General features: G+C 39.0%; 14 protein-coding genes. 12 read left to right on the top strand and 2 right to left on the bottom strand.

The genetic code is table 11. The annotated features are described in order from the left end of the window. Positions 1-98 precede the first annotated feature (98 nt). Positions 99-2,903: a DEAD/DEAH box helicase gene (locus WIW72_RS03190; RefSeq protein ID WP_337701127.1), complete on the bottom strand. Its 2,805-nt coding sequence runs from the start codon at positions 2,901-2,903 to the stop codon at positions 99-101. Positions 2,904-2,972: 69 nt separating this feature from the next. Between WIW72_RS03190 and WIW72_RS03185 the strand changes: the two genes are divergently transcribed. The 5 genes from WIW72_RS03185 to WIW72_RS03165 all read left to right on the top strand — a co-directional run bounded on the left by WIW72_RS03185 (position 2,973) and on the right by WIW72_RS03165 (position 8,487). Further along, complete coding sequence (locus WIW72_RS03185) at positions 2,973-3,212, top strand: hypothetical protein (RefSeq protein WP_337701125.1); 240 nt, start codon at positions 2,973-2,975, stop codon at positions 3,210-3,212. 99 nt (positions 3,213-3,311) lie between these two features. Next, positions 3,312-4,763 carry an RtcB family protein gene (locus WIW72_RS03180; RefSeq protein ID WP_337701123.1) on the top strand — a complete coding sequence of 484 codons (1,452 nt, stop codon included), beginning with the start codon at positions 3,312-3,314 and terminating at the stop codon, positions 4,761-4,763. Beyond that, positions 4,760-5,695, top strand: coding sequence for a deoxyhypusine synthase (locus tag WIW72_RS03175; RefSeq protein WP_337701121.1), 936 nt, complete (start codon positions 4,760-4,762; stop codon positions 5,693-5,695). Before WIW72_RS03180 ends, WIW72_RS03175 begins: the two co-directional genes overlap by 4 nt. Before the next feature lie 42 nt (positions 5,696-5,737). Continuing rightward, complete coding sequence (locus WIW72_RS03170; RefSeq protein WP_337701119.1) at positions 5,738-7,333, top strand: DNA topoisomerase VI subunit B; 1,596 nt, start codon at positions 5,738-5,740, stop codon at positions 7,331-7,333. Further along, a complete protein-coding gene (locus tag WIW72_RS03165; protein WP_337701116.1) occupies positions 7,330-8,487 on the top strand; it encodes a DNA topoisomerase IV subunit A in 1,158 nt (385 codons plus the stop codon). The genes WIW72_RS03170 and WIW72_RS03165 overlap by 4 nt, the downstream gene beginning before the upstream one ends. A 54-nt stretch (positions 8,488-8,541) precedes the next feature. Here the strand turns inward: WIW72_RS03165 and WIW72_RS03160 are convergent, their stop codons facing one another. Further along, complete coding sequence (locus tag WIW72_RS03160; protein WP_337719470.1) at positions 8,542-8,688, bottom strand: hypothetical protein; 147 nt, start codon at positions 8,686-8,688, stop codon at positions 8,542-8,544. Between the two features lie 161 nt (positions 8,689-8,849). Between WIW72_RS03160 and WIW72_RS03155 the strand changes: the two genes are divergently transcribed. The 7 genes from WIW72_RS03155 to WIW72_RS03125 all read left to right on the top strand — a co-directional run bounded on the left by WIW72_RS03155 (position 8,850) and on the right by WIW72_RS03125 (position 13,795). Then, positions 8,850-9,245, top strand: a complete 396-nt coding sequence (locus tag WIW72_RS03155) for a translation initiation factor IF-5A (protein WP_337701114.1) — start codon at positions 8,850-8,852, stop codon at positions 9,243-9,245. 2 nt (positions 9,246-9,247) lie between these two features. Next, entirely contained in the window at positions 9,248-10,585 is a 1,338-nt protein-coding gene (locus tag WIW72_RS03150) for a signal recognition particle protein Srp54 (protein WP_337701112.1), read from the top strand. Next, complete coding sequence (locus tag WIW72_RS03145; protein ID WP_337701111.1) at positions 10,551-11,645, top strand: pseudouridylate synthase; 1,095 nt, start codon at positions 10,551-10,553, stop codon at positions 11,643-11,645. Before WIW72_RS03150 ends, WIW72_RS03145 begins: the two co-directional genes overlap by 35 nt. Before the next feature lie 2 nt (positions 11,646-11,647). Beyond that, positions 11,648-12,448, top strand: a complete 801-nt coding sequence (locus WIW72_RS03140) for an SDR family oxidoreductase (RefSeq protein WP_337701109.1) — start codon at positions 11,648-11,650, stop codon at positions 12,446-12,448. Positions 12,449-12,555: 107 nt separating this feature from the next. Next, entirely contained in the window at positions 12,556-12,732 is a 177-nt protein-coding gene (locus WIW72_RS03135) for a chromatin protein Cren7 (RefSeq protein ID WP_156005889.1), read from the top strand. 100 nt (positions 12,733-12,832) lie between these two features. Then, the gene (gene pyrH, locus WIW72_RS03130; RefSeq protein ID WP_337701107.1) at positions 12,833-13,516 is read left to right on the top strand and encodes a UMP kinase; all 684 of its coding nucleotides are present in this window, start codon (positions 12,833-12,835) and stop codon (positions 13,514-13,516) included. Positions 13,517-13,519: 3 nt separating this feature from the next. Beyond that, complete coding sequence (locus WIW72_RS03125) at positions 13,520-13,795, top strand: hypothetical protein (protein WP_156005893.1); 276 nt, start codon at positions 13,520-13,522, stop codon at positions 13,793-13,795. Positions 13,796-13,817 lie beyond the last annotated feature (22 nt).

The raw sequence follows: 13,817 nt of genomic DNA, 5'->3' as shown, positions 1-13,817 counted from the left end.
TAGTTGATAACGTTTGAAAAAATAAATCTGTGCTTTGAAACTTACGTGCTTTATCAGTAACACGGGCCAGAATCACCGTTCTTTATCGAAGGGCTTCATCATCCGAACTTTAGGTTCTGAATATAACTTATGGCGTTCAAAACTAAAAATCTGGCTATGCTCTTTTTAACAAAATAGTACTTAGGAGATATCGAAGCTACTAGAGAATCGTTCGGGTCTTTTAATTTCAGTTCTAATATTTCGTCATACGGTATCCTTTTTAGGAACTCCTCTGGGTTTTTGACAAGATCCTTTACCCTGAATACTGATTCAGTAGCTCCTTCTGACTGGTATGCCCTCATTACCATCACATAGGACTCGTCGAGGTTAATGGGGTTGAAGGAATTATAGTAATCATCGGATTCGGCTATCTCCTTTAAGTCCTCTAATAACGCCCATCTAGTCTCATGGGTGTCCACGTCTATGAAGTTGCAAGTCCTGTACTTAGAACTGGGCTTCCTCATCTTCTTCAGCCTTAATTCTAATGTCTTCTTCGATATTCCTAACATATCTGACAGTTCCTCTACAGTGTAGGCTCCGCCTTTGAGGGCTTGGTAAATACGGATTGAGATGTCAGAGATCCACGGTTTTATAGGAGAGTGGCTCAGTACGGCTTTACCTAACGGGGAGAACCCGTTGATGTTTATGATCCTTATTTTTCCTTCCTTGATCATCTTTACGTATTTTATAGTTCCCTTAATGCTGAAGTATTTGTTAACGGTCTGTTTTAGGGCTTCTTCTAATATTATCTTATCTTTGCTGCTTACTTTATTTATCTTACCGAAACTGTATTGTATTTCCTTAAGTGTGGCAAAGAAGAGAGGAGATCTTTTTACGGATTTTATAAGCAGGGATTTTAGCTGCTTTTCGTCTAGGTTTATGAGGTCTTGTAACAGATCCTTGTCTACTCCCTTTATTGAAAAGCCGTAAATTGAAGACCTTGCAGAGACATTAAGTGAGTACTTTTTAGTGGCTAAATACAATAGGGCGTGAGATAGTGTATTTGCTATCTTCTCGTTAATAAGGGTTGCATAAACAATCTCATCGTTTTCGTTTTCTATGTAGATCGTCCTTGTATTGGGCAGAGGCAGTTGATGAATACGATAGAATTCCACTAATTTATTCAAAGCGTTCTTCGACTCTTCATCTATAAGACTATCCTCACCGTATAAGTAGTCATCGATATTGTGTAAGACTTTCTCGATTTGCTTTGTTATTAGACTGGACTTTGATATGTTTTCTCCTTTCCATATTGGGATTTCTCCGTTACCACTTGTAGCAGGGGCTACGTTAATTTGCATTTTATTGATGTCTATATTTACAATCCTCCACAGTTTTCCACTTATCCTAATAATGTCGTTATTTCTCAAGTGTTTGTAGACGTATACCGCGTCTATTTCGCCGATTGTTTTGTTTTCGTAACGTAAGTTGAAGGTTTCGTCGGTATTTATAAAGGAGAAGAATTCGGAAAAGTCCTTCATCCACGTTATTTTGTTGTCTTTATCAAACCTCCAGATCTTGAAGAAGGTTTTGCCGATTTTCACCTTATCGTTCTCCTTCTTTAACAATCCGTTTTGTATCATGTACTCTACTAGCGATAAGAACTTATCGAATTTAAGTCCTTTATAATAGGAGGATTTTGTTATTAGGTTATAGAGTTTTTCAACATCTATTTCGCCGTATTGAAGGGTTATACCTATTATTTCCCTTGCCACGACGTCCATGTAAGGCATGGATTTTGGCGGTTCTACTATTCCCGCTTTAGCGAGCTCATATAAGGATATTGCTTCTAAGATGTCGTAATCGTATAGGCATACGATTTCACCTTTAGAGACTCTGTTTATAGTGTGCCCGCTTCTTCCGAGCCTCTGGAGGAATGAAGAAACTGTGGGAGGTGGTCTATACATTATTACTTTCTTAATATCTCCTATGTGTATTCCAAGTTCTAGTGTTCTTGTACAAATAACAACGTCAGCCTTTCCTTCCCTGAGGTTGTTCTCTACCCTTATTTTCTCTTCTTTAGATATAGAGGAGTGATGGATAAAGATATTTTTCAGTTTACTCCTTTCTAGTTCTTCATACAATCTCTCTGTACTAAATCTTGAATTAGTGAAAAGTAATGTAGGTCTTTCTACCAGTTGGTTTACCAGTTTCGCGGTAGAGCCCCAAAGGTCTTCTCCTTCTTTTTGTTTTACTTTTAGTATTTTTACTTCAAAGTCTCTCGCTCCTTCGACTTTTACTATTTTACTTTCCCTATTTGAAGAACCAAAAATGAGATTGGCTACCTTCTGTTCGTTACCTATTGTAGCGGAAAGGCCTATTCTCTGGAAATCGTAATTTGTAAAGTCCTTTAATCTTTCAAGTAATACAGATAATTGTGCCCCTCTTTTAGAGTTTACTAACTCGTGAACTTCATCAATTATTATCCACTTTGTATTTCTGTAATTTTCTCTGAATTTACTCGCCCAGTCTAAATCGATTTCCAACCCTTCAGGGGTTGTGACGAGTATGTGGGGTACTTTCTTCAGCCTCAGGCTTTTTTCCTTTTGGGGTACTTCACCGTGTTTTCTGCTTACCGAAAAACCGAGTTTTGAAGTCCACCATTCGATTCTCAAAGTTATATCGTTTATGAGGGCTTTTAGCGGTGTTATGTACAGTACGGCTACGGGCTTGGTCTCGTTACGTAGCATTATGTTAAATATAGGTAACAAAGCGGCCTCGGTCTTACCGTAACCAGTAGGGGCTACAACAAGTACGTTTTTACCCTCGATAATTGGGGTAAAGGTCTCCTTCTGAACGGTAGTGAGGTCGTCCCATCCTTTTTCCTTAATGAGCGACTGCAGTTTACAGTGTAATTTATGCACTAATAATCACCGTTATTTTAATGCACAATACACCGCTATTTTTAAAAATTTAAATTCTCCGTTTGTTGTATGAAAGCAAAATTAGAGTGTATCGTATGCGGGAGAAAATTCCCCGAAGGCCAAGGGATTAAATTAACAATGAAGGGAGAGGATTACTATTTTCACAGCAAGGCTTGTGCTTATACGTTTCTAAAGGAAGCGGTTTATAATGTTGATATGGACGAGATTTCAGGGATTTTTAAAGAGTTAAGAAAGAAGTACGAGGAAATTAACGAAAAAAAGAGGCAAGCTGCAAAGAAAGTTATATGAATCCGTTACTCAGCCCTCATCATGTTTATTTCAGTGTCCGCTATACTCTTCACAATTTAAATCAGCTTTATTAGAGTTTAAAATAATTTTCATATCGGAATGCCGGACATTCAACCCAAGAGGGTTAACACTTATGAGTGGAGGATTGAAAAGGGAACCCAAGAGTGTATGAAAGTACCCGTAACAGTGTTTGCTGACGATGTGTTAATTGAGAAAATGAAACAAGACTTAACGTTGAAACAAGCGATGAACGTTGCATGTTTACCCGGAGTACAAGAATCCGTTTACGTATTACCGGACGGACATCAGGGTTATGGATTCCCGATAGGTGGAATCGCTGCTACAGCTATAGACGAAGGAGGAGTTGTTTCACCGGGCGGAATAGGTTACGATATTAATTGCGGAGTCAGATTATTAAGGACAAACTTAGACTACAAAGACGTAAAGGACAAGCTCAAGGATTTGGTCGAGGAAATCTACAGAAATGTGCCTAGCGGAGTCGGAAGTGAAGGAAAGGTTAAGTTAACTTTACAACAGTTAGACAACGTATTGGCTGAAGGCGTTAGGTGGGCTGTAGATAACGGTTACGGTTGGGACAGAGATATGGAACACATAGAGCAACATGGTAGTTGGGATTTAGCTGATCCGTCGAAGGTAAGCCCTATTGCTAAGCAGAGGGGTCACACTCAGTTAGGTACTTTGGGAGCTGGAAATCACTTCTTAGAGATACAAGTAGTAGACAAGATATACGACCCAGAAGTAGCGAAAGCGATAGGAATTACCCATGAAGGACAAGTAACAGTGATGGTTCACACGGGATCTAGAGGATTAGGACATCAAGTAGCAAGCGACTACTTGCAGGTTATGGAGAGGGCTATGAAGAAGTATAACGTTCAAGTCCCAGATAGAGAACTTGCAGCTATACCTTTTAACACTAGAGAAGCTCAGGACTATTTCCATGCTATGGTCTCAGCGGCGAACTTTGCGTGGACTAACAGACAAATGATAGCCCACTGGGTTAGGGAGAGCTTCGGGAGGGTTTTCAAAGTAGATCCGGAGAAATTGGACTTAAACATAATTTACGACGTAGCACATAACATAGCTAAAATTGAGGAATACGATATTGAAGGAAAAAGGAAGAAAGTATTAGTTCACAGAAAAGGAGCTACTAGGGCTTTTCCTCCGGGGAGTCATGAGATTCCCCCTGACCACAGAAGTACAGGTCAGATTGTCCTGATCCCCGGAAGCATGGGTACGGCCAGCTATGTCATGGCTGGTATACTTGAGGGAAGAAGGACTTGGTTTACGGCTCCTCATGGTGCTGGACGTTGGATGTCAAGAGAAGCAGCGGTGAGAAGCTACCCGATTAATAACGTAGTACAAAACTTAGAGCAAAAGGGAATTGTAATAAGGGCAGCTACGAAGAGAGTAGTTGCTGAGGAGGCTCCCGGTGCTTATAAGGATGTAGACAGAGTGGCAAAAGTTGCACATGAAGTTAAGATAGCTAAGTTGGTTGCTAGATTAAGACCAATAGGTGTGACCAAGGGATGAAAAGAGCAGATTTACTTAAGGAACCTATAGAGGATATAACACTAGAGGACCTTAGAGGAGTAGAAAAGATTTTACCAGTATTGGATAAAATATATGGTTTTTCGGCGGAAGCCATAGTAAGGGGGTCTAGGATCTTAAAAGACATGATGAAAGATGCGGACCTCCGTTTTCTTTCCTTTACCGCTAATTTAGTCTCAACTGGACTAAGAGGACTCTTTGCTGATCTCATAAGGAAAGGGTATTTTAACGTTGTAATAACTACTGGAGGGACTATTGATCACGATATAGCCAGAGGCAACGGCGGTAAATACTACAAGGGATTGTTCGAATATGATGACACAATGTTACGGGAGTTGGAAATACATAGGCTTGGAAACGTGCTAGTCCCGTTTGAAAGTTACGGTAAGGTAATCGAGGAAGTAGTCAGGAAAAATATTGAAGAACTAGTAAGGATAAAGAAAGAGTGGCCTGTTTATGAATTATTATGGGAGTTTGGTAAGAGGATAGACGATAAGAACTCTATATTAAGAGCAGCTTATGAAAAGAAAGTACCGATTATAGTACCCGGCGTAGTTGACGGATCCTTCGGAACGAATCTCTTTATATTTTCCCAATTTAACGGGCTGAGGATTAACTTATTTGAAGATATGAAGATGGTTAAAGACCTTATTTTTTCGTGCAAGAAGTCAGGAGCCTTAATAATTGGTGGAGGGATCAGTAAACACCATACCATCTGGTGGAATCAGTTTAAAGACGGTCTCGATTACACTGTTTATGTAACTACAGCTCAGGAATATGATGGGAGTCTTAGCGGAGCTAAACCCAGGGAAGCAATATCTTGGAATAAGATTAAGCCGGTTAGTGAAAACGTAGTTATATACGGAGACGCTACTGTAATTCTTCCGATCTTGTCAGCATCCTTATTAATGTAATCATACTATAATTAAAAATACAGTTTATACCGCGTGGTGCTCATGTCTTCCGAGAAATATACAAGTATTTCACCTGCAGAGTTCTTCAAGAGATATCCAGAGTTAGCTGGATTCAGCAACCCAGCCCGTGCCTTATATCAAACTATTAGAGAGTTGGTAGAAAATGCGTTAGATGCCACTGACGTCCATGGTATTTTGCCTTCAATCAAAATTTTGATAGACTTAGTAAATCCGGATAAGCAAGTCTACAAGGTAAACGTAGAGGACAACGGTATAGGTATACCTCCTCATGTTGTACCTAATGCTTTAGGCAGAGTGCTTTACAGTTCGAAGTACGTTTTAAGACAGACCAGAGGAATGTACGGGCTGGGTGTCAAGGCGGCTGTACTCTACAGCCAGATGTATCAGGATAAACCGGTTGAGGTTTATACTTCTCCTTTAAATTCAAAAAGGGTTTACTATTTTAAACTGAAGATAGACGTAACTAAAAACGAACCAGTAGTACTTGAAAAATATTCAGTTTCCAACGATAAGGGGTGGCACGGAACCTCTGTGACGTTATACTTGGTTGCAGATTGGCAGAGGGCTAAGTCGAGAGTATATGAATACATTAAGAAAACTTATGTTGTAGCACCCTATGCAGAGATCACGTTTAGAGACCCTGATGGTAATGTAGTGTATTATCAAAGGCTAACCGAGAAATTACCTAAACCACCAGAGGAAGTGAAACCACACCCCTACGGTGTAGATATAGAGTTGATTAAATACCTTATAACTAAGTTGAATAAGCCAGTACCGGTTAGGGATTTCCTGATTAATGAGTTCCAGAGCATCGGTGATGTAACTGCTGATAAGATTCTAGAGTCAGCAAATATAAACAAGAACAAGAAGGTCACTGACCTCACTGACGAAGAGATCTCTAGGCTAGTAGAAGTGATGAAGAAGTTTGAGGACTTTAGACCGCCTTCAGCAGAAGCGCTTTCAGTAATAGGTTCTGACATAATTGAATTAAGCCTTAAGAAGATCTTTAACCCTGAGTTTGTAGCTGCTATAACTAGGAAACCGAAAGCATATCAAGGGCATCCGTTTATTGTTGAGGCTGGAATTGCTTATGGCGGAGCAATACCGCCATCTCCTGAACCCGTAGTGTTAAGGTATGCGAATAAGATCCCTTTAATATATGGCGAGAAGTCTGACGTGATCTGGAAGGTAGTAAGTGAAGAGATGGACTGGAAAAGGTACGGTATAGAGGAAGAACAGCCACCTTTAGTTGTCATGGTTCACTTGTGTAGTACTAAAGTCCCGTATAAGAGTGAGGGCAAGGAAAGTATTGCAGACGTCGAGGAAATTGAAAAGGAGATTAAGCTTGCATTAATGGATGTCGCGAGGCAGTTAAAGGCTTATATTAGTGAAAAGAAAAAGGAGGAAGAGGCTAAAAAGAAGCTCATTACATACCTTAAATATATTCCTGAAGTGAGCAGGAGCCTGGCGATATTTGTTGCAGGAGAGAAGGAAAAAGTCCCAGAGGTTCAGAATTCAATTAGAGAACAGTTGCTCAATCTCGTGCTAAAGAAACTTGAAATTGAAGATAAACAATTAGTAGAGGAAATTAAAAACTATAAGGTTGAGGAGTTATGACGGAACTTACTTCAAAGGTCGACCGCGAGGCTAGGAAGAAGGCTTCTAAAATTTTACGAGACACTTTTCTTAAAGTGATAGAACAAATTAATAAGAGAGAACCACCCGTAATGGAAATCCCCAAGAGGACTTTGTCTAACACTATATACGACGAGAAAAGAGGTTTGTTGATCTTAGGAAAGGAAAAGTTAAGGAGAAACTTCCTAGACCTTAATGAGGCAAAGCGATTTATGCAAACTACTCTGATGGCGAGTATTATATACGATGCGTTAGTCAACGATGAGTATCCGACAATACGTGATCTGTACTATAGAGGTAAGCACTCTATAATACTTAAAGGAACTAACAAAACTTATGAGGAGAACACTTGGGATGAACAAAAAGAGTCTGACAGTGTGATCGTAGATATAGAAGTCTTCACCAATCTCTTGAGGGAGGACATGTTAATTCTAAGTAAAGAGAAGGGAAAAGTGGTAGGGGATATGCAGATTAGAAGTGGTAACGACGTTATAGACTTGAGTAAGATGGGTCACGGTGCATATGCGATAGAACCTACTCCTGATTTAATTGACTTCGTGAACGTGAACGCTGAGTTCGTTTTAGTCGTGGAGAAGGACGCTGTATTTCAGCAACTTCACAGAGCTGGTTTTTGGAGGCAGTATAAGGCTATTTTGATAACTAGTGCCGGTCAGCCTGATAGAGCGACTAGGAGGTTCGTGAGAAGGTTAAATGAGGAACTCAAACTCCCCGTTTATATTTTAACTGATGCAGACCCCTACGGATGGTATATCTATAGTGTATTCAGGATAGGTTCGATCCAACTATCCTATGAAAGCGAGAGGTTAGCTACCCCTAATGCTAAGTTTTTGGGGGTCTCGATGACGGATATTTTCGGAGACAAGAATAAGAAGCCCTACCTTTCAGAGCAGGAGAGGAGGAATTATATCATCAAGGCTAAGGAAGCGGACGTAAAGAGGGCTCTTGAAATAAAGAACTACGATTGGTTTAAGACGAAAGGGTGGCAACATGAGATAGAGATCTTCTTGGATAAGAAATCTAAGTTGGAGATCGAGGCTATGGCTAGTAAGGGATTAAAATTCTTAGCATTCCAATATATTCCAGAAAAGATTAAGAGCGGAGATTTCGTAAGTTAGAAGTCAGCCGAGACAGGTTATATCACCGGTCAACTTTATTGGGCTCTTCATCCCTTATTCAATGTATTCCAAGATGTCATTAAAAGTGTTTCTTCTACATACTTTACAATATTGGTAGATCGCCGGTTGTTTGCTTATGTCGAAACTAATGTTTATTACCCATTCTGTCTTACAGTTTCTGCACCTTACTTTCCACGGCATACCCTTATATATGATCGAAGGTAAAAATAAGTTGCTGTGAAGAGGTTAGACTGGCTGAAATATGATGAAGGGCCAAAGCTCGGAGCTTAAATCTTCTAAACTTCGTGACAATGACAAAAGAGTTTAAAACCTAATGTGAATTAGGATAATTGGGAGTAATCGTGAGCATTCAGTACACCACGGTTGGCGATTTAAAGGTTGGAAGTTACGTAGTTATAGATGGAGAACCTTGTAGAGTTGTAGACATCACTAAGGCAAAGACCGGTAAGCACGGTAGTGCTAAGGCGAACGTCGTCGCAATCGGTATTTTCACCGGTCAAAAGAGGACTATAATGGCTCCCGTTGATCAGCAGGTTGAAGTTCCGATTATAGAGAAGCATGTAGGTCAGATACTCGCAGACAAAGGTGACACTGTTCAAATAATGGACTTAGAAACTTACGAGACTTTTGATATTGAGAGGCCTAAAGAACCTGAACTTGCGGATAAAATAAGGCCGGGTGCGGAGATAGAGTATTGGGACGTAATGGGTAGAAAAAAGATTGTAAGGGTTAAGTAACCTTGCTTGATAATTTAAAAGATGCAGTAAAGAAATTTTTAGGTTCTTCTGATTATAATAAGGCTGTTAATGATTTCATAAAAGACCTCCAGATTTCTCTCATAAAAGCTGATGTAAATATTAAACTGGTTAATGAATTAACTACAAAAATTAAGAATAGGCTCGCAAATGAAAAGCCACCATCTGCTATCGAGAGAAGAGAGTGGTTTATCTCAATAGTTTACCAAGAGCTAACTAACTTGTTTGGGGGAGATAAAGAACCTAATGTAATGCCTAAGAAACTTCCTTACGTGATAATGCTTGTAGGTGTACAAGGAAGCGGTAAAACCACTACTTCAGGAAAATTGGCATTATTCTACAAGAAAAAAGGGTATAAAGTAGGATTAGTGGCTGCAGATATATATAGACCTGCTGCTTATGAACAACTTCTACAAATAGGAAACCAAATAGGTGTACCTATATATGGTGAGCCTGGGAATAAGGACGCTATACAAATAGCTAAGAACGGTGTAGAAAAGTTCCTAAAGGAAAAATACGACGTCGTCATAGTAGACACTGCAGGAAGACATGGTTACGGGGAAGAGGTTAAACTGTTGGAAGAAATGAAGAACATTTATCAGAGTATAAAACCGGACGAAGTAATCTTGGTGATAGATGCTTCTATCGGACAAAAGGCTTACGATCTAGCTTCTAAGTTCCACACCGCGAGTCCTATAGGCTCTATCATAATCACTAAAATGGACGGTACTGCTAAAGGAGGAGGAGCACTCTCTGCTGTAGCCGCTACAGGGGCTACTATTAAGTTCATAGGCACTGGCGAAAAGCTCGATGAGCTTGAAGTGTTTAATCCTAGAAGGTTTGTCTCACGCATATTAGGAATGGGTGATATTGAGGCTATAATAGAGAAGATCAAAGGAATAGAGGAATATGAGGAGATAGAGAAGAAAATGGAGGAAGTGTTAACGGGTAAGACTAAACTCACTTTAAGGGATGTTTATAAACAGTTGAATGCGATGAGAAAGATGGGTCCCCTCAATAAGATTCTCCAGATGATCCCTGGTTACAATATTTTATCACAAATACCAGAAGAACAACTTAAGTTAGGAGAGGAGAAGATAAGAAAATTCATGAATATCATGAATTCAATGACTTATAAAGAACTCGATAACCCTGACATAATAGACAAGTCTAGAATAAAGAGGATCGCAAAGGGGTCTGGAACTACGCCCGAGGAGGTAAAGGAGCTCCTTAAACAATATGAAATGACAAACAACTTATTAAAAATGATGAGGAGGAAGAAAGGTCTTGCAAAGCTTTTTGAAGGGAGAGATATTAAATAAGGCTTTTACTCTTCTTTCTAAATATCCTCTTTGTAACAGTTGTTTAGGCAGATGCTTTGCCAGATTGAGTTATGGACATACCAACAATGAGAGAGGTAAGGCAATGAAGTTGGCACTTTTGATGGAGATCGATAAGATGATTAAAGATCATGAGATTCAAGACCTTACAGAGCTAAAGGAGGTATTCTTCAACATTGGAGAGCTTGCTTCGCCTCTATTTTCCCTCTATTATAATGAGGGGTTCCAAAAAAGAAGCTGTTACATTTGTGGAGACAAAATAGAAGAGATTAAGGATAAATTCGAGAGAAACGCGTTACAAATCCTCAAGGAGAAAGGTTATAAGACTTTCGTTCTAGGTGTCAACTTACCTACTTATTTGAAGAGGTTGGAAGAGGATTTCATAGTTAGTAACGACTTGACCTATTACGAGAGTATTAAGAACGAGATTAAGAGAGATGTAGGAAAGAGGATAGCTGAGAAGGGCTTTACGCCTGCTTTTGAAGATGCAGAGGTCGAACTGATTTACGACATCGAATACGATGCGGTCTTAGAGGTAAAGAAGAGTTATAAGATATTAGTTTTCTATAACCGGCTATCGAGAAATGTACCTATATCTAGCTGGTATGCTAAAGATGGAATATCCTTGGAGAGTTCTCTCACTAACACTAAGTTATACGTACCGTTTTCGGAGCCATCTGAGTATAGAATTTTAGAAGAGTATCCTTTGATAGTTGAGGGAGAAGTTAAGGACGTAGCAGGGTACTATTTTAAACCTTACGGAAAGGTTCAGGGTAGGGAGCTTTCAACAATATTCACCCTAAAACCTACTAACAGAACTTATAGGATTACCGTCTACTCAGAAAAAACGGTTGAAGGAGGTACGAACATTTACCAAGGAGTTTATGACTTGTTTTTAACGGTGAAAGAACCAGAGGAGCTAAAGGCAAAAATAAACGAACTTGAGAATAGAGGCATGGTTATACTAGGCATAGATTTAGTAACCACTTCAGGTAAGGTGAATACGTTATATACAATCCTTTACAAGGATAAAATAGGATAAACGTGAACGTGAATATAAACGGTAAAAAAGTACTTATTACCGCTTCAAGTGAAGGTATCGGTTTCGGGATAGCAAAGAAGTTAGCTAGAGAAGGTTGTAGACTGGTTTTGACCTCTAGAAACAAAGAAAAATTGAATAAAGCCGTTGAAAGTTTAAAAAAGTATAACCCTGAGGTATACGGTTTCCAGTCTGATCTCAGTAAGCTCGATAGTTTGGATGACCTAGTTAACTTTGCGTTAGAGAAGTTAGGGAATGATATTGATGCTCTAATTTACAACACGGGGAATCCTCCTTCAGAGCCCTCTACTTTCGCTGAAACTACCATGGAGGATTGGTTGTATTCTGTAAATCTCTATCTGCTTAGTGCTATAAAGTTAACTAAATCACTGCTACCGCATATGGTAAGGAAGAGAAGTGGTAGATTGATATATTTATCCTCATGGACTGTGAAACAACCTCAGAGTATATTCGTGTTAGCTGATGTTTCCCGTTCCCCATTGATACAATTGGTTAAAGTAGTCTCTAAAGATTACGGTCAATTTAACGTAACAGCTAACGTGATCCTTATGGGAAGTTTTGAGACTGAGGGAGCTAAGAGAAGCTTAAGGAGATTAGCTGAAAAATTGGGAATAAGTTTTGATGAGCTCTGGCAGAAAGAGGTAATCTCTCGCTCGCCGTTAAAGAGAACTGGGGACGTGGAAAAAGAATTGGGATCATTAATAACTTACCTTCTTTCGGAGTTCTCTTCATATATAACGGGGTCTGTAATACAAATTGATGGGGGAACTAGTGATGCAATATAATTTAAGGAAGTCCTTCAAGTTATCTTTAGCTTACTATTGGTATTATCCTTTACATGAGTTGTAAAAAGGTTTTTAAAGTTGTCTAAAATAGTATAGTAATGATTGATATGGCTGATAAAAAAGTAAAAGTAAAAACTCCAGGAGGTAAAGAGATGGAGCTTGCACCGGAGAAAACATGGGTATTAGCTCCTAAAGGAAGGAAAGGTGTAAAGATAGGGTTATTCAAAGACCCCGAGACTGGAAAGTACTTCAGGCATAAACTTCCAGATGATTATCCAGTTTAACGCGATTTTTATATGCTTAAGCTAAAGCTTGTTTTTACTTATTCTTTTGTACGATCATACAGTTGAGCTTTAATTTTACCCCAAATGATTTATTCCTCAAATGATAGTGACATTGAAGATAAGCGGGAAATTTTTTGATGACGAAAATCCGACTAATTTGGAAATTATAAAAAAATCCGTACTCTCTCTACTGAATTCTGGACATAGAGTAGCTATTGTGACTGGAGGAGGAGGTACCGCGAGAAAATACATAAACTTGGGAAGAAAAGCTGGTATCAAAGAAGCTCACTTAGATCTTCTAGGTATTTGGGCGTCACGGCTTAACGCCTACCTGGTAGCTTTCTATCTGGGAGACCTTGCTTATTCCAAGGTTCCCGAAAGTCTAGAGGAGTTTATTGAAAAATGGAGTTACGGTAAGGTTGTAGTTACTGGAGGTTTTCAGCCTGGTCAATCTACTGCGACCGTAGCGTCTCTGGTTAGTGAAGCTACCAATAGTGATCTTTTAGTTCTAGCCACTAACGTAGACGGAGTTTATGATAAAGACCCTAAAAAGTTCTCCGAAGCTAGATTATTACCTCGACTTAGCACTATTGAGCTGAAAAAAATCTTAGAGTTAACGCAGTCAGTTAATGCAGGAACTTATGAGCTTTTAGACCCATTAGCGATTAAAATTATAGAAAGATCGAAAATAAAAGTACTGGTTGTTAATTTCAAAAACTTAGACAAGCTTTTAGATATTATATCAGGGAATATAAGTATAGGAAGTTTAGTCCTTCCGGTGTAAAATATGTCAATAATGGATGAGGAGGAGTTTAAATTAATTAGACAATACAAGAATAAAATAGATTTACAAACTGTTATATCAATACTAGAGGAGATCGAACAAGATTATATGCACAGTGAGAATCTGACTTCATCTATAATTTTTGTGTATACTAATCACCTTGATGTTATAAGGCAAAATAGAGAATTTTATGAATTACTCTCAAAAGTTTTGGAAAAATATTCAAAGAGAATTGGATTTGAGAACATTTCACAACTCGTAATAAACTCTCTTAAATAGTACGGTTTTGAAACCACTCTTT

The organism is Stygiolobus sp. CP859M (genome assembly GCF_037389975.1).
Lineage (GTDB): Archaea > Thermoproteota > Thermoprotei_A > Sulfolobales > Sulfolobaceae > Stygiolobus.
This window is presented reverse-complemented; position numbering and strand designations above follow the sequence as displayed.

What these genes read in the sequence shown, in the direction of transcription:
- WIW72_RS03185 (WP_337701125.1), top strand. Translation starts at nt 2,973, where the DNA reads ATGAAAGCAAAATTAGAGTGTATCGTATGCGGGAGAAAATTCCCCGAA.
- WIW72_RS03180 (WP_337701123.1), top strand. Translation starts at nt 3,312, where the DNA reads ATGCCGGACATTCAACCCAAGAGGGTTAACACTTATGAGTGGAGGATT.
- WIW72_RS03175 (WP_337701121.1), top strand. Translation starts at nt 4,760, where the DNA reads ATGAAAAGAGCAGATTTACTTAAGGAACCTATAGAGGATATAACACTA.
- WIW72_RS03170 (WP_337701119.1), top strand. Translation starts at nt 5,738, where the DNA reads ATGTCTTCCGAGAAATATACAAGTATTTCACCTGCAGAGTTCTTCAAG.
- WIW72_RS03165 (WP_337701116.1), top strand. Translation starts at nt 7,330, where the DNA reads ATGACGGAACTTACTTCAAAGGTCGACCGCGAGGCTAGGAAGAAGGCT.
- WIW72_RS03160 (WP_337719470.1), bottom strand. Translation starts at nt 8,688, where the DNA reads ATGCCGTGGAAAGTAAGGTGCAGAAACTGTAAGACAGAATGGGTAATA.
- WIW72_RS03135 (WP_156005889.1), top strand. Translation starts at nt 12,556, where the DNA reads ATGGCTGATAAAAAAGTAAAAGTAAAAACTCCAGGAGGTAAAGAGATG.
- pyrH (WP_337701107.1), top strand. Translation starts at nt 12,833, where the DNA reads ATGATAGTGACATTGAAGATAAGCGGGAAATTTTTTGATGACGAAAAT.
- WIW72_RS03125 (WP_156005893.1), top strand. Translation starts at nt 13,520, where the DNA reads ATGTCAATAATGGATGAGGAGGAGTTTAAATTAATTAGACAATACAAG.